General features: G+C 65.6%; 22 protein-coding genes and 7 tRNA genes. 24 read left to right on the plus strand and 5 right to left on the minus strand.

Annotation, left to right across the window (positions count from 1 at the left end; translation table 11 throughout):
- Positions 1-4: 4 nt before the first annotated feature.
- Positions 5-286 (minus strand): hypothetical protein, encoded by a 282-nt coding sequence (locus UYS_RS0213150; protein WP_016855985.1) that lies wholly within the window; start codon positions 284-286, stop codon positions 5-7.
- A gap of 120 nt (positions 287-406) precedes the next feature.
- Between UYS_RS0213150 and pdxB the strand changes: the two genes are divergently transcribed.
- Entirely contained in the window at positions 407-1,570 is a 1,164-nt protein-coding gene (gene pdxB / locus UYS_RS0213155; RefSeq protein ID WP_016855986.1) for a 4-phosphoerythronate dehydrogenase PdxB, read from the plus strand.
- Positions 1,571-1,665: 95 nt separating this feature from the next.
- Here the strand turns inward: pdxB and htpX are convergent, their stop codons facing one another.
- From htpX to msrB, 4 genes are all read right to left on the minus strand, one after another.
- Entirely contained in the window at positions 1,666-2,565 is a 900-nt protein-coding gene (htpX, locus tag UYS_RS0213160; protein ID WP_016855987.1) for a protease HtpX, read from the minus strand.
- Between the two features lie 144 nt (positions 2,566-2,709).
- Positions 2,710-3,939: a pyridoxal phosphate-dependent aminotransferase gene (locus UYS_RS0213165; protein WP_016855988.1), complete on the minus strand. Its 1,230-nt coding sequence runs from the start codon at positions 3,937-3,939 to the stop codon at positions 2,710-2,712.
- Between the two features lie 105 nt (positions 3,940-4,044).
- The gene (gene ylqF, locus UYS_RS0213170; RefSeq protein ID WP_040478464.1) at positions 4,045-5,013 is read right to left on the minus strand and encodes a ribosome biogenesis GTPase YlqF; all 969 of its coding nucleotides are present in this window, start codon (positions 5,011-5,013) and stop codon (positions 4,045-4,047) included.
- A 76-nt stretch (positions 5,014-5,089) separates the two neighbouring features.
- Positions 5,090-5,491, minus strand: a complete 402-nt coding sequence (gene msrB, locus UYS_RS0213175) for a peptide-methionine (R)-S-oxide reductase MsrB (RefSeq protein ID WP_016855990.1) — start codon at positions 5,489-5,491, stop codon at positions 5,090-5,092.
- Between the two features lie 171 nt (positions 5,492-5,662).
- On the opposite strand from msrB, the gene UYS_RS0213180 reads away from it, so the two are divergent.
- The 23 genes from UYS_RS0213180 (at position 5,663) to UYS_RS17425 (ending at position 18,055) form a co-directional block, all read left to right on the plus strand.
- Positions 5,663-5,738, plus strand: a tRNA-Glu gene (locus UYS_RS0213180).
- Positions 5,739-5,762: 24 nt separating this feature from the next.
- Positions 5,763-5,837: transfer RNA gene (locus UYS_RS0213185), tRNA-Gly, on the plus strand.
- Between the two features lie 4 nt (positions 5,838-5,841).
- Positions 5,842-5,917 (plus strand) — tRNA-Glu (locus UYS_RS0213190).
- 27 nt (positions 5,918-5,944) lie between these two features.
- Positions 5,945-6,019, plus strand: a tRNA-Gly gene (locus tag UYS_RS0213195).
- Between the two features lie 112 nt (positions 6,020-6,131).
- Positions 6,132-6,207, plus strand: a tRNA-Glu gene (locus tag UYS_RS0213200).
- A 21-nt stretch (positions 6,208-6,228) separates the two neighbouring features.
- Positions 6,229-6,303 (plus strand) — tRNA-Gly (locus UYS_RS0213205).
- 258 nt (positions 6,304-6,561) lie between these two features.
- The gene (locus UYS_RS0213210) at positions 6,562-7,518 is read left to right on the plus strand and encodes an ABC transporter ATP-binding protein (protein ID WP_016855991.1); all 957 of its coding nucleotides are present in this window, start codon (positions 6,562-6,564) and stop codon (positions 7,516-7,518) included.
- Positions 7,515-8,288 carry an ABC transporter permease gene (locus tag UYS_RS0213215; protein WP_016855992.1) on the plus strand — a complete coding sequence of 258 codons (774 nt, stop codon included), beginning with the start codon at positions 7,515-7,517 and terminating at the stop codon, positions 8,286-8,288. The genes UYS_RS0213210 and UYS_RS0213215 overlap by 4 nt, the downstream gene beginning before the upstream one ends.
- A gap of 2 nt (positions 8,289-8,290) precedes the next feature.
- The gene (gene queF / locus UYS_RS0213220; RefSeq protein WP_016855993.1) at positions 8,291-9,127 is read left to right on the plus strand and encodes an NADPH-dependent 7-cyano-7-deazaguanine reductase QueF; all 837 of its coding nucleotides are present in this window, start codon (positions 8,291-8,293) and stop codon (positions 9,125-9,127) included.
- A 111-nt stretch (positions 9,128-9,238) separates the two neighbouring features.
- Positions 9,239-9,799: a nitroreductase family protein gene (locus UYS_RS0213225; RefSeq protein ID WP_016855994.1), complete on the plus strand. Its 561-nt coding sequence runs from the start codon at positions 9,239-9,241 to the stop codon at positions 9,797-9,799.
- Between the two features lie 2 nt (positions 9,800-9,801).
- On the plus strand, positions 9,802-10,305 hold the full coding sequence (locus UYS_RS0213230) for a YiiD C-terminal domain-containing protein (protein WP_016855995.1): 504 nt from the start codon (positions 9,802-9,804) through the stop codon (positions 10,303-10,305).
- Positions 10,306-10,426: 121 nt separating this feature from the next.
- Positions 10,427-10,514, plus strand: a tRNA-Ser gene (locus tag UYS_RS0213235).
- Between the two features lie 151 nt (positions 10,515-10,665).
- Complete coding sequence (locus UYS_RS0213240) at positions 10,666-11,922, plus strand: tyrosine-type recombinase/integrase (RefSeq protein WP_016855996.1); 1,257 nt, start codon at positions 10,666-10,668, stop codon at positions 11,920-11,922.
- Complete coding sequence (locus UYS_RS0213245) at positions 11,919-12,539, plus strand: hypothetical protein (RefSeq protein ID WP_016855997.1); 621 nt, start codon at positions 11,919-11,921, stop codon at positions 12,537-12,539. Before UYS_RS0213240 ends, UYS_RS0213245 begins: the two co-directional genes overlap by 4 nt.
- A gap of 93 nt (positions 12,540-12,632) precedes the next feature.
- Positions 12,633-12,812 carry a helix-turn-helix transcriptional regulator gene (locus UYS_RS18105; RefSeq protein ID WP_083868138.1) on the plus strand — a complete coding sequence of 60 codons (180 nt, stop codon included), beginning with the start codon at positions 12,633-12,635 and terminating at the stop codon, positions 12,810-12,812.
- Positions 12,813-13,254: 442 nt separating this feature from the next.
- Positions 13,255-13,548 carry a hypothetical protein gene (locus tag UYS_RS0213250; RefSeq protein WP_016855998.1) on the plus strand — a complete coding sequence of 98 codons (294 nt, stop codon included), beginning with the start codon at positions 13,255-13,257 and terminating at the stop codon, positions 13,546-13,548.
- Positions 13,545-13,724, plus strand: coding sequence for a hypothetical protein (locus UYS_RS18525; protein WP_156821623.1), 180 nt, complete (start codon positions 13,545-13,547; stop codon positions 13,722-13,724). Before UYS_RS0213250 ends, UYS_RS18525 begins: the two co-directional genes overlap by 4 nt.
- On the plus strand, positions 13,717-13,890 hold the full coding sequence (locus UYS_RS18530) for a hypothetical protein (protein WP_016856000.1): 174 nt from the start codon (positions 13,717-13,719) through the stop codon (positions 13,888-13,890). Before UYS_RS18525 ends, UYS_RS18530 begins: the two co-directional genes overlap by 8 nt.
- Positions 13,875-14,405, plus strand: coding sequence for a hypothetical protein (locus UYS_RS0213265; protein ID WP_237738467.1), 531 nt, complete (start codon positions 13,875-13,877; stop codon positions 14,403-14,405). The genes UYS_RS18530 and UYS_RS0213265 overlap by 16 nt, the downstream gene beginning before the upstream one ends.
- Positions 14,383-15,936 (plus strand): DUF3631 domain-containing protein, encoded by a 1,554-nt coding sequence (locus UYS_RS0213270; RefSeq protein WP_016856002.1) that lies wholly within the window; start codon positions 14,383-14,385, stop codon positions 15,934-15,936. Before UYS_RS0213265 ends, UYS_RS0213270 begins: the two co-directional genes overlap by 23 nt.
- Complete coding sequence (locus tag UYS_RS0213275) at positions 15,936-16,232, plus strand: hypothetical protein (RefSeq protein ID WP_016856003.1); 297 nt, start codon at positions 15,936-15,938, stop codon at positions 16,230-16,232. Before UYS_RS0213270 ends, UYS_RS0213275 begins: the two co-directional genes overlap by 1 nt.
- A gap of 270 nt (positions 16,233-16,502) precedes the next feature.
- A complete protein-coding gene (locus UYS_RS18535; protein ID WP_156821624.1) occupies positions 16,503-16,967 on the plus strand; it encodes a hypothetical protein in 465 nt (154 codons plus the stop codon).
- Positions 16,964-18,055, plus strand: a complete 1,092-nt coding sequence (locus UYS_RS17425; RefSeq protein ID WP_016856005.1) for a phage major capsid protein — start codon at positions 16,964-16,966, stop codon at positions 18,053-18,055. The genes UYS_RS18535 and UYS_RS17425 overlap by 4 nt, the downstream gene beginning before the upstream one ends.
- Positions 18,056-18,270: the final 215 nt, after the last annotated feature.

The following is an 18,270-nucleotide window of genomic DNA, read 5'->3' on the forward strand; positions in this document are numbered from 1 at the left end:
GAGCCTAGAGCGGGTCGAGCAGCGACAGCTGGTTGACCGCATCGCGCCCTTCCGGGCTGTGGTCGTCGGCTTCCAGTACCTTGTGGAAGCCGCGCGAGGCCTGGATGGTGGCCTCGTCCTCGAGCCACATCATGGCCTGGCCGTGGTCGTCGGCGAGCCGATGCTTGAGCCCGCCGAACTGGGTGCCGATCTGGCCCCAGGCGCGGCTGAAGATCCAGTCGCCGAACATGTCCTGATGGACATGTACCAGCACATAGTCATGGTCGGTTTCCCAGCGGACGATCACGGCGACTCCCGAGGTCGGCGGCGGCGCGACGCGCACCGCTCGTGTAACATGACCCGTATTGTAAGGCCTTGTGTTCCATGGACAAGTTTCCATGGACAAGTCAATCGAGAGGAAGGACCCATGAGAATCGTCGTCGACGCCAACGTGCCGGCCGCCGAGGCCTGTTTCGGGCCGCTGGGCGAAGTGATCCGGGTGCCCGGCCGCGAGATCGATGCCGACACGGTGCGCGACGCCGATGCGCTGGTGGTGCGCTCCATCACCCGCGTCGACGAGGCCCTGGTGGCCGGTTCCCGGCTGCGCTTCGTCGGCACCTGCACCATCGGCACCGACCACGTCGACCAGGCGGCGCTGGCCGCGCGCGACATCGGCTTCGCCAGCGCCCCGGGCTGCAACGCCGAGGCGGTTGTCGACTACGTGCTGACGAGCCTCGCGACCCTGGCCGAGCGCCAGGGCTTCTCGCTGCTGGAGCGCACGGTCGGCATCGTCGGGGTCGGCAACGTCGGCGGCCGGCTGCGCGCGCGCCTGGAGGCCATGGGCATCGCCTGCCTGGCCTGCGACCCGCCCAGGGTGGAAGCAGAGAGCATCGAGGCGGAGGGCGAGGCAGGTTTCCATGAGCTTGACGCGCTGATCGACGCCTGCGACGTGCTGTGCCTGCACACCCCGCTGGTGCGCGACGGCCACCACGCCACCCGGCACCTGCTCGATGCCCGGCGCATCGCCGAGCTGGCGCCGGGGACCATCGTGCTCAACGCCGGGCGCGGCGACTGCCTGGACGGCCAGGCGCTGCGCTCGCGGCTCTCGGGGCGGGGCGACATCACGGCGGTGCTCGATGTCTGGGAGGACGAGCCCGGCATCGACGCCGCGCTGTGCGACCTGGCGGCGATCGCCACGCCGCATATCGCCGGCCACAGCCGCGACGGCAAGCTGCGCGGCACCCACGCCATCTATCAGGCGCTGACCCAGCGCTTCGGCCTGCCGGCGCGGCTGACCCTGGCGGATCTGTCGCCGGCGCCGCCGCTGGCCGCCCTGACCCTCGACGGCGGCCTGACGGTAGAGGAGGCGCTGCGGCTGTGCATGCGCGCGGTCTACGACGTGCGCCGCGACCATGATGCCCTGCACCGGGAGAGCCGCCGCCAGGGCATGGCGGTCGGCTTCGACGACTGCCGCGCGAATTACCCGCTGCGCCGGGAGTTCTCGACCCTGGCCGTCGGGCTGCGCCCGGCGGCCGAGGCCCTGGCCGCGCCGCTTGCGGCCGCCGGCTTCCGGGTGGCCACAAGCGCCTAGCGCCGGGCCACAAGCGCCGAGCCACAAGAAAACCCGAAGGCCAAGGCCCTCGGGTTTTCGTTTGCTTCAGTCGGTTCACGCTGTCGCGTTGCCGCTTACTGCCGGTAGGCCGCTTCCTTGAGCGCGCGGATGCGGTCGTCCAGGGGCGGGTGGCTGGCGAACAGCCGCTCCATCAGCTTGCGGGTCTGGCCGGTGGTGATGGCGAACGCGGTCAGGGTGTCCGGCATCTGGTCGGCCATCTGGGTCTCGGCCTTGAGCCGGCCGAGGGCATTGATCATGGCGCCGCTGCCGGCCAGCCTGGCGCCCGCGGCGTCGGCGCGGTACTCGCGGAAGCGCGAGAACCAGGCGACGATGGCCGAGGCGATCAGGCCGAACACGATCTCGGCGACGATCACCACCGCGAAATAGCCGAAGAAGCCCAGGCCTTCGTTGTCATCCTTGCGCAGGAAGCTGTCGACCAGCTGGGCCACTACGCGGGCGAAGAACATCACGAAGGTGTTCAGCACGCCCTGAACCAGCGCCAGGGTCACCATGTCGCCGTTGGCCACGTGGCCGATCTCGTGGGCCAGCACCGCGCGCACCTCTTCCGGGCGCATGCGGTTGAGCAGGCCGGCGGAGACCGCCACCAGGGCGTCGTCCTTGTTCCAGCCGGTGGCGAAGGCGTTGGACTGCTCGGCGGGGAAGATGCCCACTTCCGGCATCTTGATGCCGGCCTCGCGGGCCAGCTCGCCCACGGTGTCCAGCAGCCACTGCTCGGTGCTGTTGGAGGGCTGCTCGATGATCACCGTGCCGGTGCTGCGCTTGGCCATCCACTTGGAGATGAACAGCGACACCATGGAGCCGGCCATGCCGAAGATGAAGCAGAAGATCAGCAGGCTGTTGAAGTTGATGCCCTGGGCGCTGAGGTAGGGCTCCACGCCGAGCAGTCGCAGGGTGATGCTGGCCACCAGGATCACCGCCAGGTTGGTGCCCAGGAACAGCAGGATTCTCATCATTGCCGGAACTCTCCCATGAGGGTTGTCGTGCAGGCGCCGCGCCCGGATGGGCGCGGCGAGTAGAAGCAACTGCTTAGATACGGACTTTCGTCGAGGGTTTCAAGCGCGACGTCGCCGTGGGCTCATCGACGATGGCCATGCGGCTCACTGGCGGTAGCGCGACAGGAATCGCGCGAAGCGATCCAGGGCGTCGTCGAGCTGCTCGGCCCAGGGCAGGGTGACGATGCGCACGTGGTCCGGCTCGGGCCAGTTGAAGGCCGTGCCCTGCACCAGCAGGATCTTCTCCTGCAGCAGCAGGTCGAGCACCAGCTGCTGGTCATCCTGGATGTTGAACACCTTGGGGTCGAGGCGCGGGAAGGCGTAGAGCGCGCCCTTGGCCTTGGTGCAGGACACGCCGGGAATGGCGTTCAGCTTCTCGTGCGTGATGTCGCGCTGGGCCAGCAGCCGGCCGCCGGGCAGCACCAGGTCGTTGATCGACTGGTAGCCGCCCAGCGCGGTCTGGATGGCGTGCTGGGCCGGCACGTTGGCGCACAGGCGCATCGAGGCCAGCATGTTGAGGCCCTGGATGTAGTCCTGGGCGCGCTGCTTGGCGATGCTGCCCGACAGCGTCATCCAGCCGCTGCGGAAACCGGCGCAGCGATAGCTCTTGGACAGCCCGTTCATGGTCACCACCAGCTGGTCGTCGCCGGCCAGGGAGCCGGTGGAGACGTGCTCGGTGCCATCGTAGAGGATCTTGTCGTAGATCTCGTCGGAGAACACCACCAGGTTGTGCTCGTGGGCGATCGCCAGCAGTTCGCGCACCACCTCCGGCGGATAGACGGCGCCGGTGGGGTTGTTGGGATTGATGATGACGATGGCCCGGGTGTGCTCGGTGACCTTCTTGCGGATGTCGTCGAGATCGGGCGCCCAGTCGGCCTGCTCGTCGCACAGGTAGTGCACGGCGCGGCCGCCGGAGAGGTTGGTGGCGGCGGTCCACAGCGGATAGTCCGGCGCCGGGATCAGCACCTCGTCGCCGTCGTTGAGCAGCGCCTGGAGCGAGATGGTGATCAGCTCGGAGACCCCGTTGCCGACGAACACGTCCTCGACGCCGACGCCGGGAATGCCCTTGCGCTGGCACTCCTGCATGATCGCCTTGCGCGCCGAGTAGAGCCCCTTGGAATCGCAGTAGCCCTGAGCGGTGGCCAGGTTGCGCATCACGTCCTGGAGGATCTCCTCCGGGGCCTCGAAGCCGAACGGCGCGGGATTGCCGATGTTCAGCTTGAGGATGCGCTGACCCTCCTCTTCCAGGCGCTTGGCGTGGTCGAGCACCGGGCCGCGGATGTCATAGCAGACGTTGTCGAGCTTGTGCGATTTCCTGAGCGAGGCAGTGTCCATGGGGTCGAGTCCAGTGGTGTCCAGGGCCGCCGGGCGGCGGGGTGATCGTCTTGGTGAGAGAAAGGTGCGCGAGAAGGGCGCGTGACACCGGTCACGCGAGCCGTCTCAGCCGGCCGCTTCGTCGTCGGCGCTGGCCGAGGCGTCGGCGTCCTCTTCGGGCGCCTGTGCCGGAATGTCGGCGGGGGTCTCGAGGGTCACGCGGCCGAGCTTGCCGTCGCGCAGCTCGTGCAGCAGCACCTCGGCGCCGCGGTGCAGGTCGACCTCGCCGCCGGGGCGCAGGCCACCGCGCTTGCTGGCGATGGTGGAGAGCAGGGCGTGGCCGTCGAAGCCGGCCTCGGCCAGCAGATCGAGCTGGGCGTCGCCGTCGGCCTCGACCCGGTCGGCGTCAGGATGCCCCTCGTAGGGCGGCAGCGCCTTCAGCTTGTAGCGCGCGGAAAACGCCTCGGGATAGCGCTTGGCCAGCTCGGCGGCGGCCACCACGGCCACGTCGACGTAGTCGATGGCGGTGTCGCGGATCGCGCCGCTGGCGGCCAGGCGATAGGCGCTGGCCTGATCCTCGATCTTCGGCCACAGCACCCCGGGGGTGTCGATCAGCGCCACCTGGCCGTTGATGCGCACCTTCTGCTGGCGCTTGGTGACCGCCGGTTCGTTGCCGGTCTTGGCGATGGTGCGTCCGGCCAGGCCGTTGATCAGTGTCGACTTGCCGACGTTGGGAATGCCCATGACCATCACCCGCACGTCGCGGTCGGCGCGCACCTGGCCGGCCAGCTCGTGGCACAGCTTGGGAATGCGCTTGAGCTCGCGCGACTGGGTGGTGGTCACCGCCAGCGCGCGGGTATCGGGCTGGGCGTCGAAATGGGCGGTCCACTCCTTGGTGCGGACCGGATCGGCCAGGTCGGCGCGCGAGAGGATCTTGAGCACCGGCTTGTGGCGGGTGAGTTCCGCCAGCATGGGGTTGGCGCTGGAGTAGGGCAGACGGGCGTCGAGCACCTCGATCACCACGTCGATCTCCGGCAGCGCCTCGAGGATCTGCCGGCGCGCCTTGTTCATGTGTCCCGGGAACCAGCCGAGCATCATCCCTCTCCTGCTACTCAATGAAACGGCCGACCATCATAGCAGATGGCCGGCCGCTGCAGGGCGGGGCAGGGCGCTATTCGCCGGGGTGGAAGTCGATGGCCACCGAGTTGATGCAGAAGCGCTGGCCGGTGGTCTCCTGCGGACCGTCGGGGAAGACGTGGCCGAGGTGAGCGTCGCAGCGGGCGCAGAGCACCTCGACGCGCTGCATGCCATGGCTGGAATCCGCCTGGTGTTCCACGCAGCCGGTGCCCAGGGGGCGGTCGAAGCTCGGCCAGCCGCAGCCGGCGTCGAACTTGTGCTCGTTCTCGAACAGCGGCGCGTGACAGCACACGCAGTGATAGATGCCCTGTTCGTCGTTGACTCGGTAGTCGCCGGAGAAGGGGCGCTCGGTGCCTTTCTCTCGGGTCACGTGGTACTGCTCGGGGGTGAGCTGTTCACGCCATTCGGCCTCGCTCTTCTCTAGCTTCTTGCGCATGGCCTCTACTCCTCGGTTGCGTCGCCAGGTGCGTGCACCTCATTGTGACATCAAGACACGGCGTTTTTTCCAGCCCGATCGTTAACGCTAGATCGTCGTGCCACTCCCATGCTTGACACTTTCCCGCCGTGTCAGTACTATATGCGCCATCTCGACGAGGCGAGACACAGCGTCCCATTCGTCTAGTGGTCCAGGACACCGCCCTTTCACGGCGGTAACAGGGGTTCGAACCCCCTATGGGACGCCACTCTTCTCGATGAGATACCGGAGCGCGGGAATAGCTCAGTGGTAGAGCATCGCCTTGCCAAGGCGAGGGTCGCGAGTTCGAATCTCGTTTCCCGCTCCAATGCGTCCCATTCGTCTAGTGGTCCAGGACACCGCCCTTTCACGGCGGTAACAGGGGTTCGAACCCCCTATGGGACGCCACTTCCGGTGTTTGACAATGCGAAAGCTGCGGGAATAGCTCAGTGGTAGAGCATCGCCTTGCCAAGGCGAGGGTCGCGAGTTCGAATCTCGTTTCCCGCTCCATCTTCCTTCGGGATGATGGGTTTTAGAGTAGGGCCTGCGAGGGTCGCGAGCTGGTGCGCCAGCCCGGTCGAATCTCGTTTCCCGCTCCATTTGCTCATAGAGCAATGATTGCGTCCCATTCGTCTAGTGGCCTAGGACACCGCCCTTTCACGGCGGTAACAGGGGTTCGAACCCCCTATGGGACGCCACTACGCAGTACTCCCTTCCAAGCGGGAATAGCTCAGTGGTAGAGCATCGCCTTGCCAAGGCGAGGGTCGCGAGTTCGAATCTCGTTTCCCGCTCCAGTAGGCCTCCAGGGAATCTCTCTTCCCGCTCCAGATTGTCTTAAGCACTTCTCTGATCACCGGTCCGGCCCAATGCGCCTGCCCGGGATGTCGTTTTTCTGCCCCTGGCGTCTGTCGATAGGCGTCTTTCCTCGCCGTGCCGCAAGCGCTTGCCTCCCGGCAAACGGCCCAACTCGTTCGCCAGCGATTGAACCTGGCGGAATCGCCCCCATAGTAGTGGGCCTTCGACGACATTCATCCAAGTACACAGGACTGCTCATGGCCGAACCGGCGCTGTCCATTCGTGGCCTGACCAAGGTCTACGGCAATGGCTTCCAAGCCCTCAAGGGCATCGACCTCGATGTCGAGCAGGGCGACTTCTACGCCCTGCTGGGCCCCAACGGTGCGGGCAAGTCCACCACCCTCGGGGTGGTCTGTTCGCTGGTGCAGAAGACCGCCGGCAAGGTCTCGATCTTCGGCATCGACATCGACAAGGACTTCGCCAAGGCGAAGTACCATCTGGGCGTGGTGCCCCAGGAATTCAACTTCAACCAGTTCGAGAAGGTCATCGACATCGTGCTGGCCCAGGCGGGCTACTACGGCATGTCGCGCCGCGAGGCCCTGCCGCGCGCCGAGGAACTGCTGCGCGACCTGGGGCTGTGGGACAAGCGCAACGGCAGCGCCCGCATGCTCTCCGGCGGCATGAAGCGCCGGCTGATGATCGCCCGCGCCCTGATGCATCGCCCCAAGCTGCTGATCCTCGACGAGCCGACCGCCGGGGTCGACATCGAGCTGCGCCGCAGCATGTGGGAGTACATGCGCCGCATCAACGAGAAGGAAGGCACCACCATCATTCTCACCACCCACTACCTGGAAGAGGCCGAGAGCCTGTGCCGGCGGGTGGGCATCATCAACCACGGCGAGATCATCCGTGACACCAGCGTGCGTGACCTGCTCGCCGAGCTGGACACCGAGACCTTCCTGCTCGACCTGGCGCATCCGCTCGAGGACGCACCCGTCATCGACGGCTTCGACGTGCGCCAGTCCGACGACGCCCAGCTGGCGGTGATGGTCCATCGCGGCCAGCGCCTGAACGACGTCTTCGACGCCCTGGGCCGGCAGGGCATCGAGGTGGTCTCGATGCGCAACCGCGCCAACCGACTCGAGGAAATGTTCGTCTCCATGGTGGAAGAGGGGCAGAAAACCGCGACATCCGACCAGGAGGCCCGTTCATGAACGCCACCCAGATCGCCATCGCCCTCTGGACGCTGGTGTCCAAGGAGATCCGCCGCTTCACCCGGATCTGGCCGCAGACGCTGCTGCCGCCGTCGATCACCATGACCATGTACTTCATCATCTTCGGCAACCTGATCGGATCGCGCATCGGGGCCATGGATGGCTACAGCTACATGGACTTCATCGTGCCCGGCCTGATCATGATGGCGGTGATCACCAACAGCTACTCCAACGTCGCCTCGAGCTTCTTCTCCAACAAGTTCCAGCGCAGCGTCGAGGAGATGATGGTCTCGCCGATGCCCAACTGGGTCATCCTCGCCGGCTTCGTGCTGGGCGGCATGGCGCGCGGCCTGGGCGTGGGCGTCATCGTCACTTGCGTGTCGCTGTTCTTCACCCGCATCGACGTGGCCCACCCGCTGCTGACCATCGGGGTGGTGGTGCTGACCGCGGCGCTGTTCGCCATCGGCGGCTTCATCAACGCGCTGCTGGGCAAGAAGTTCGACGACATCTCCATCGTGCCGACCTTCGTGCTGACGCCGCTGACCTACCTGGGCGGGGTGTTCTACTCGATCTCGCTGCTGCCGGCCTTCTGGCAGGGCGCCTCGATGCTCAACCCGATCCTCTACATGGTCAACGTCTTCCGCTACGGCTTCCTGGGCGTCTCCGACATCCCCGTAGGCTGGGCCCTGACCGCCATCCTCGGCTTCATCGTGGTACTGTTCGGCATCGCCCTGTGGATGCTCAACAACGGCAAGGGCATCAGGAGTTGACCATGGCACACGAACGACCCGAGACGCTCGCAGAGGCCCCGCTGGGCCGCGAGTCCGCCTACCCGGAGCACTACGACGCCGGGCTGCTGTACCCGATTGCCCGCGCCGCCAACCGCGCGCCGCTGGGCATCGAGGAGCGCGCGCTGCCGTTCGTCGGCGAGGACGAATGGCACGCCTTCGAGGTCTCCTGGCTCAATGCCCGCGGCAAGCCGATCGTCGCCGTGGCGCGCTTCCGGCTGCCGGCCGAGTCGCCGCGGCTGATCGAGTCCAAGTCCTGGAAGCTCTACCTCAATAGCTTCAACCAGACCCGCCTGGCCTCGCAGGACGAGGCCCGGGCGATCATGGCGCGCGACCTCTCCGCCGCGGCCGGCGCGCCGGTGGCCGTGGAGCTGTTCGGCGTCGACGACGAGGCGCTCGCCCTGCGCCGCCTGCCGGGGGAGTGCATCGACGAGCGTGACATCGAGGTCGAGGGCTACACGCCCAGCGCCGAGCATCTGACCACGGATGACGAGATCGTCGAGGAGACGCTGCACTCGCACCTGCTCAAGTCCAACTGCCCGGTCACCGGCCAGCCCGACTGGGGCAGCGTGATGATCCGCTACCGCGGGCCGCGCCTCGACCGTGACGGCTTGCTGCGCTACCTGATCGGCTATCGCCAGCATCAGGACTTCCATGAGCACTGCGTCGAGCACATCTTCATGGACCTGATGGAACGGGCGAACCCCGAGCGGCTGCTGGTGCTGGCGCGCTATGTGCGCCGCGGCGGCCTCGACATCAGCCCCTGGCGCGGCACCCCCGGCGAGCAGCCGCCGACGCCCCTGCGTCTGGCGAGACAGTAGGCCTGGCGCGGCAGTAGGCGTGTCTCGCCGCCCGGCCCGGCGCGACAGCCATCGAGCGGCTTGATAGAGTATCGAGAACCTTTCTCGTCTGACCTCGGCAAGGAGACACCGATGGATGCGATGACGCTGCTGCAACAACGCAGCTCCATGGGCAAGCTGATGGCCCCGGCCCCCGACGCGGAACAGCTCGAGGCGATGTATCGGGCCGCGCTGCGCGCCCCGGACCACAAGGAGCTCCGCCCCTGGCGCTTCATCGAGTTCTCGGGCGACGGGCTCGACCGCCTCGGCGAGCTGTTCGCCGAGGCCGAGCGGGCCGAGAACCCCGATGCCCCGGAGGCCGTGCTCGAGGGCGCGCGCAAGAAGCCCAGGCGCGCGCCGATGATCATCGCCGTGGTCGCCAGGGTCACGCCGGACGAGCCCAAGGTGCCGCGGGTCGAGCAGGTGATCTCCGCCGGCTGCGCCGCCCATGGCCTGCTGCTGGCCGCGCACGCCCAGGGCCTGGGCGCCATGTGGCGCACCGGCAAGTACGCCTTCGACGCCACCGTGCGCGAAGGGCTCGGCCTGGCCGAGCAGGACGAGCTGGTCGGCTTCCTCTACCTGGGGCAGGTCGGCGGCCGCCACCGCCCGGTGCCCGAGCACGACCTCGACGCCTTCGTCGAACGCTGGAGCTGAGCATGCGCGAGCTCGGCGTTCCTCATCCCCGCCTGCCGCTGCCGTCGGCCGGCGGGGAAGACGATCCGGCGGCCTTCCTGGCCTGGCTGCGCGAGGCCATCCCGTTGGCCGCGCATCTCGGCGTCGAGGCCATGCGGCGCGACGGCGAGGCGCTGGAATGGCGGCTCGCCATCGCCCCGAGCCTCAACGACAAGGGCACCGGTTTCGGCGGTGCCCTGACCGCCCAGACCACGCTGCTCGGCTGGTGCTGGGCCACGCTCTGGCTGCGGCGACACGGCGTTGAGCGCGACGTGGTGGTGGCCGAGGCCAGCCAGCGCTTCCTGGCGCCGGTGACCGGCGACTATCGGCTGGTCTGCACGCCGGAGAGCGAGGACGGCCCGGCTCGCCTCGAGGAGCAGCTGGCGGAGCGGGGCAGGGGGCGCATCGCCCTGGTGCAGCGCCTGTACTGCGGCGAGACCCTGTGCCTCGAGGCCCGCGGCGACTACGCCGTGCGCCCGGCAGGCTGAGCCGTCGGCCCGATCCGCAAGAAATCGAAAAAACCACTTGCGTACACGGACTTAAGTGGATAATATACGCCCCGTTCTCGAGGCAAAGGCAGCAAGCCAAACGGTTCGAGAGCCAAAATGCGGAGGGGTGTCCGAGTGGTCGAAGGAGCACGCCTGGAAAGTGTGTAAGTCGAAAGGCTTCGAGGGTTCGAATCCCTCCCCCTCCGCCAGAACACCAAGATTAAGCCGCCCTCCGGGGCGGCTTTTTCGTGTCTGAGCCCCGCCACTGCGCCATTCCTGGCCTATTCGCTTGTATCACGCCGAATCGCCTACTATCATCCAATGGCACCTTTTTATGTTGGGTAGGAAGTTGGGGGATAGATGCCGAGAGTTGCGAAGACGCTGACACCGCTGGAGATCAAGCGGCTCGTGGAGCCTGGCTTCTATTCGGTCGGGGGCGCGGCGGGCCTGCACCTGCAAGTGACGAAAAGCGGCGCCCGCTCGTGGATTCTGCGCACGATGGTCGGCACCAAGCGCCGGGACATCGGCCTCGGCAGCGCCAGGGAGGTGTCCGTGGCCAAGGCCAGGGAGTACGCCCTGGAGATCAAGCGCAAGATCAAGGAGGAGGGCATCGACCCGGTAGCCGAGCGCCAGGCCGCCCGTAGTGCCCTGCTGGCCGCCCAGGCAAAGGCCATCACCTTCGAGGAGTGCGCCCGAAAGGTGATCGACAAGAAAAAGAAAGAGGCCAGCAACAAGAAGCACGGCAAGCAATGGGAGACCACCCTGGAGACCTATGCTTTCCCGATCCTCGGAAAGATGGGGGTGGACGACATCGAGCTGGCGCACATTGTTGAGGTGCTGGAGCCGCATTGGTCCGAGAAGACAGAGACCATGACCCGAGTTCGTCAGCGCATCGAGGCCGTGCTGTCGTGGGCCTCCGCCCATGGATACCGTGAAGGCCCGAACGTGGCCGCCTGGAAGAATAACCTCGACGCCATTCTGCCGGCGCCGGCCAAGATCGCCAAGGTGGAGCACCACCGCGCCCTGGACATCGACGCTACCCGCGACTTCATGGCCGACCTTCGCCAGCGGCAGGGCATGGCCGCCCGGTGCCTGGAGTTCGTCATTCTCACGGCTGTGCGTTCCGGCGAGGCCCGTGGCGCCGTCTGGTCGGAAATCGACTTCGACAAGGCGGTATGGACCATTCCAGCCGAGCGCATGAAGGCCGGCAAGAAGCATCAAGTCCCGCTGTCGAAGCCCGCCGTCCGGCTGCTGGAGTCGCTGCCAAGGGGCGAAGACGACGCCCTGGTGTTCCCCGCGCCCAGGGGCGGCAAGCTGTCCGACGCGGCCATGGGTGCCGTGCTCAAGCGCATGGGGCACAAGGTGACGGTCCACGGTTTCCGCTCCACCTTCCGCGACTGGACCGCCGAGCGCACCAGCACCCCGCACCATGTTGCGGAGATGGCCCTGGCCCATACCATCGCCAACGGCGTGGAAGCCGCCTACCGGCGTGGCGACCTGCTGGAGAAGCGGGCGACGCTCATGAAGCAGTGGGCAGACTTCATTGACACCAAGCCGGCCAAGGGCGAGAACATCACCCCGATACGGCAAAAGAAAGTTGCCGAACCGAAGTCATGAACATCATGAAGTCATGCTGGCGAGGTGAGAGCATGAGCTATGGAGCGTTGCCGCTAAGTAAAACCCGCCGCGAGCAACTAGAGCAAATGTTCGAGGGGTGGCGTTCTGGACGACCTGACGACCCTGCCGGCCTAGCCGATGAAATTGATCGCGCTTGCGCCTATAGCGAGCTGTGCCGGCAGGAGGAAGCTACTAACCTGACCGCCAGGGAGCAGCGTATCGAGCTGGAGCGATACCGCGACACGCTCGCCAAGGCTCGCCGGTTGTGCAAATCCCTACCGCCTCAAGTGGCTGATGCCATGCAATCGAGCGCGATGGTCTACCAGGGCACCTTGCCGCCGGAGCTGTGTCGGCAAATCGCCCTGGTCGAACCGGAGGAGCTGCTGCTGCTGCTGGAATCCCTTGCTGACACCTATCTCGAGCAACATGCGCCCAGACCCGGAGATCGCCAACGCTTCGATTTGTGGCTGGTTCAGGAGGTCGCGAGGGTTTGCCGCGACCATTGCATAATCGTCGGCACGAGCGATCGCGGACACTTCCACCAGATCATCGAGGTCGCTATACCGACCGTTAAGGATCATCGCGACCTGATCCGCCGAGCACTTGCCGGGGGCTAAGTCTACAAAAATACTTGCGAAATGCCCCCGCGAGGCTAATCCCGTAACCCGACATGATCGTTCCCGTACTCACGCAACACGGGAAGATCATCAATGACCTACCTCACCGTTAAACAACTCGCCGCCCGCTACAGTGCCTCAGTGCCGACCATTTGGCGCTGGAGTCGGGACTCAGAAACCAACTTTCCAAAGCCGGTGAAGCTGTCCTCCAACTGCACCCGCTGGAAACTTGAAGACATCGAGGCATGGGAAGCCGAGCGGGGTGCTGCCTGATGTTGACGCTCATCCTCGCCCCCGGCTATTCTTACCTCGCTGCCGCAAAATCGGCGGCCGACCTTGGCCGGTCGGAATACGAAAGGCGCACAAGCGCCCCAGCCATGTCAGGCGCTTTTTTTGTGCCTGCCATGCGTCATGGTGGCTGTGCGTGGGACGCCTTCGGGCGTGCCGGGTTCCTTTCGTCCCGGTCGGCCAACCCGCGTACAGCCGCCCCCATCCGATGCTTGGCCGCATCCGGGGACGGCTCCACAACGAAAGGAGCGTCACCCATGCGATTCCCCTCCCTCAATCCGTCCAAATCACGCGCCGCCGCGCATCGAGCGATGGCCCGCGCTGCCCTTTTCTCCGACTCAAGCGCCCGCGTCCGTCTGCGCCGCTACAACGCGCACATGGCCAAGGCTCGCCGCCTGGAAGCCCGCACTGCCGGCCAGGTGGCGTCATGAGCCCTGTCGATAAGCTGAACCTCGACCGCGCCGCCTTCGGTGGCGATGCCCGCACCATGGGCCGTGCCTCCTCGGCTATCACCGGCATCGTGGCGGCCCTGCGATCCGATGAGGTCGCGGAATGCCATATCACCCGCTCCCGACTGCTGACCGCCCTGGAGCTTGCCGCCGAGACCCTGGACGAACGCGCCGATTACCTCCGCGACGAGGTGATGGGCAGCGATGAAGAGTTCGAGCGGCTGGTTGATAGCACCGCCCGGAAGCTGAAAGCCGGGGAGGGAAAATCATGATGCCGACCGCCCTGCACCGTGACATGCGTGAAGGCTCAGTCCGTTACTACTTCGAGGAGCTGGGCGCCTTCATTCTGCCCGCCGATGCGCTCGACCGTGGCCTGGTGACTGACGCCGAGAAACGTCAACTCGACGCCGAGCTGGATTCCTTCGGCTGGAGGGACGCAGATGACTGAGGACGCGCATCAAATCGCCCTGCTGGCTGCTGAAATCCGCGACGACTTGCAGCGTGCCGAGAGCGCTGGCAGGGCAACCATCGGACTGTGGGCGCTCATGAGCTACGCCGAGCGCCTGGAGAAGCTGGCGAAGAAGATGGAGGGGCGCGAATGGTCGATCCAATGAAAACGCCCGCCCCCCGGCAGGGGCAGGCGCTCAAGGGTAATGCAGGCACCTCATATGTTAGCACCGGCCCCGCCGATGTGCATGCCTTGCTGGCTCGGCTGGATAAGGTGAAGCAGACCCGGAGTGATGCTTGGGTAGCCTGCTGCCCAGCGCATGACGACCGCCGCCCCTCGCTCAATATCCGCTTGGCTGATGACGGCAAGATCCTGGTCCGCTGCTGGACCGGGTGCGGTGCCGCCGACATCGTGGCCGCCGTGGGTATGGAGCTGTCCGACCTATTCCCCCGACGCGAGCGCGACACCTGGAGCAAGCCGGTATCGCCAAGCCAGCGATGGGTTCCTCGTGACGTGCTTGCGTCACTGGCTCACGAGGCGCTTATCGCCGCTCTCGGGGCGGAGGAGGCCGCCAAGGGAGTAGCCCTGTCGGGTAATGATCGTCAACGCCTGATGGCGGCTGCTGGCCGCCTGCGGGCCGCTGCTGAGGAGGTGGGGTATGACTTCAGCCGCTTCCATTGAGGATCGAGGCATCGCCTACCTGGACAGCCTTGTAGATCAGCACCAGCAGGAGGGCGGTCGCCTCGAGCGCGTACAGGCCGCCATCTCACGGCTGGAAGATGACCCAGGCGCACTATTCGAGCAGAGCATCCTTGACGACATCACCGCCATCCGCCAGGAGAGCCCGGCGGACTGGCAGCGTGTCAGGGCAGCCGCCAAGAAAGCCAGGGTGCAGGTTGGCGAACTCGACAAGCTGACGCGGACCATGGGTAGCGGGGAGAGTGACCAGCTTTTCCCGACCATTCAGCCATGGGCGGAGCCAGTAGACGGGGCCGCCCTGGTCAGGGAGCTGTCTAGCACCCTGCGGCGCTTCGTGGTCTGTGAGCCAGAAGTGGCCGACGCGGCTGCGCTATGGATCACCTTCACTTGGTTCATTGACGAGGTGCATGTCGCGCCCATCGCAAACATTACCGCGCCGCTACCGAACTGCGGCAAGTCCACTTTGCTCGAGTTCCTCGAAACGTTCGTCTTCCAGCCGCTCAAGTGCGACGGGATCAGTCCCGCCGCGCTGTTCCGGTCCATGGACAAGTGGCAGCCGACGATGCTGGTGGACGAGGTGGATACCTTCCTGCGCGATAACGAAGACGCCAGGGGCGTGCTCAACTCAGGACATCGCCGCAATGGCTTCATCATCCGGGTGGTGGGGGATGACCACGAGCCTAAGCGGTTCGCAACATGGGGAGCCAAGGCGCTGTGCGGTATCGGCAGCATTGCCAGCACGCTCGCCAGTCGGTCGATCCGCCTGGAGCTTCGCCGCAAGATGCCCGACGAGTCGGCGGAGAATATCCGCTTCATGGAGCCCGAGTTGCGTGACCGCCTACAGCGGCAGCTAGCTCGTCTGCACGAGGATCTAGCCCCAACCGTGGCAGCGTGCCGGCCAAAGCCCGTTCCTGGTCTGAGCAACCGTGCTGCCGACAACTGGGAGCCATTGCAGCAAGTGGCCGAGGCCATCGGCGGAGAGTGGCCGGAGCGGGTCAAGGTGGTCGCCATCACCGTTGCAAGGATGGATGACGAGGATCAGGCGTCGGACATCGGGACCGAGCTGCTGAAGGACATCAAGTCGGTCTTCGATGAGCGAATGATTCAGCGTATCCATACTGCCTCGCTCGTGGAGGCGCTGCACGGTACGCCAGAGGCCCCCTGGAACTCGTGGAATCGAGGCAAGCCGATCACTGACCGTCAGGTGGCGGCCAAGCTGGTCGAGTTCGGCATCAAGTCAAAGCGGCTGCGTATCGGGGAAACGAACAAGCGCGGGTACGAGCTGGCTGACTTCAAGGACGCGTTCCAGAGGTATCTTTCTCCGGGCACCCCCTCTCCAAGTGGAACAATGGAACATTCCAATGAAAACAGCCAGTTAGATGGTTTTGGAAGTGGAACACAGGGGGTCGATGTTCCAGATGGATTCGATGCTAAGCCACTGAAAATAAAGAATTGTTCCAATGTTCCACTTGGATCCCCCCATGCCAGCGAAAAGAACGGGGAGGAGTTTTGATGGCTGCCCTCGACTACCTCCGAGCCCACGACCTTCACGCCGAGCCAATGCCGGGCGGGCGCCTCTATGTGTGGCCTTCCGAGAACATCACCGATGAGGCCCGCGTCTGGATCAAGTCACACAAGGCCGATCTGCTGCGAGAGCTGTCCCCGGCGAACAGCGACCGGCAAAGAAGCTGGCGTGTGATCGTCGGCGGCAAGGCCATGACCATGGTGTCGCGGGATCGGCTGCTTTCGCCAGAGGAGGCGCTGGAAGCCGCCCGGTCCCGCTGGACTGACGCCCGCATCAAGGGGTGAATGAAAGCGCCGGGGCTGACCATCCGTGGTCGGGGCTGCAAGGAGCAAGAGCAGCCATCCCTCCGGCGCATCCCGTAGGCGTTTTCGCAGTCCAAGGCGCCACCTTGAGCATGGCCCCCAGGCGTGGCCTCCTGCTGTACGAGATCACCGCCACCGTCTGTAAGCCGCCCATCTATTCTATTTAATTGAATAAATAGCACATTAATCGCTGGATGCATTCGATTTTATCGACTAACATTGACTGTATAAATCCACAGTCTGATGCCTGCCATGACTGATACCCGCCCAGGCCGCCCGCGTGGCCGACCCAATACCAAGCCCAGCAAGGCCGCCGTGGCGAACTATTACCGATTGCTCCAGGGCGCTGCCGACCAGGGCGACACCCTGGCTGCTGGCGTGCTGGTGATGAACGACACCGTGGACCGCCACTGCCGACAGGCGCGCACGGATCGACTGCGCCGTGAGTTAGAGAGCGAAGGCGGGACGATGAGCGAGATTCTTGGCCGGGGCCGGCGCTACCTGCTGGACCTGGCCGAACAGATCGACGAAGACCAGCCGCGCGATGCCGCTGGACTTCAGCAAGGGCAAGGGCTGCGTGATGCCGCACCTGCCGAAACCACCGGCAAGGCTGGCTCGGCCGCTGGTGGCGACCCTGCGAGTTCAGGCGTGAGCGAGTCTCGCCGCGACTTGGGGAACGAGCACCCAACCCAAGCCGAACAGGAAACACCGCAATGACCAAGTCAAATGATGTGCAGCTGGTAGAGAACGCCCTGGACGAGTTCAACGGCCGGCTCAATGAGCACTACCAGAAGATGCAGGACCAGATTGACGAGCTGGCCCAAAAGAACGGCACCCCGGCCGGCTTCGGCCAGACCGGGCAGAAGTCTGTGTCTACCACCGTGGCCACTAGCGAGAAGTTGCAAGCCCTGCGCGACCGCTCTGTGAAGTCGGTGATCGTGCCGAGTGACGCGAGCATCAAGGCCGTGGTCGGCGATGCAGGTGGTGACGGTGACGATGCCTTTAACGTCCAACCGAACCGCGCCACGGGTGTCTTCAACGACCCGCGCCGCCGCCTGTCCCTGCTGGACCTGCTGCCGACCATCCAGGTGAGCACCAACAGCTTTGAGTTCGTCTCGCTGGACGGCTTCGTGGACGCTGCCGCCTACCAGCTGGCCGAGGGTGACGCCAAGGCCGAGCAGGCCATGCCGACCGCGCTGCAAACCGCGAACATCGCCACCATTGCGGCCGTGCTGCATGCCTCTGAGCAGGTGCTGGCCGACACCCCGGCGCTGTCGCAGTTCATTCAATCCCGCCTGGTCTATGGCGTTCGCCAGAAGCTCGAGGCCGAGATTGTCGCGGGCGCTGGTGGAACCGGACAGATTAGCGGCCTGCTGACCGAGGCGACCGCCTTCACCCCGACCGCCAGCATTGCGAGTGCCGACGCCATCGGGGAAGCCATCGCGCACCTCGAGTCCCTTGGCTGGATGCCCGGCGCCGTGCTGCTGCACCCCAACGACTGGCAGACCATCCGTAGCGAGCGCACCTCTGGTGGCGAGTATGTGGCCACCGGCTGGGATTCCCCCGCCGGCCCGAACGTCTGGGGCGTGCCTGCCGTCGTTACCTCCGCCATGACCGAGGGCACGGTCGTCGTGATGGATCCGGCGCAGACCGTGATGCTCGACCGCATGTCGGCTGGCTTTGCCTTCAACTACTCCGGCGATGGCTTCACCACCAACGTCATCACCGGGCGCGCCGAGCTGCGTGCCGGCCTGGCTGTGATGGCTCCGACCGCGGTGCAGAAGTTCACCATCCCGGTCGCGTAAGGAATGACCCGGGCCAGGCGGGGCGCGTGAGCGTATGACCTGGACGTGGCCACCAGCCCACGGGGTCAAGCTGGTAGCGGCGCATGCAGGTCCGTCTGACAGCCTGCATCCCGCGCCCGCCAGGGTAATCACCCTCGCATGCTACCCGGCCGGCATGCGTTGGCCTGGCGGGAAATGGCCGGGATTTTTGTATCTGGATGACGAGGCAGCAAGGG

This window comes from Halomonas smyrnensis AAD6 (assembly GCF_000265245.1).
Classification (GTDB): domain Bacteria; phylum Pseudomonadota; class Gammaproteobacteria; order Pseudomonadales; family Halomonadaceae; genus Halomonas; species Halomonas smyrnensis.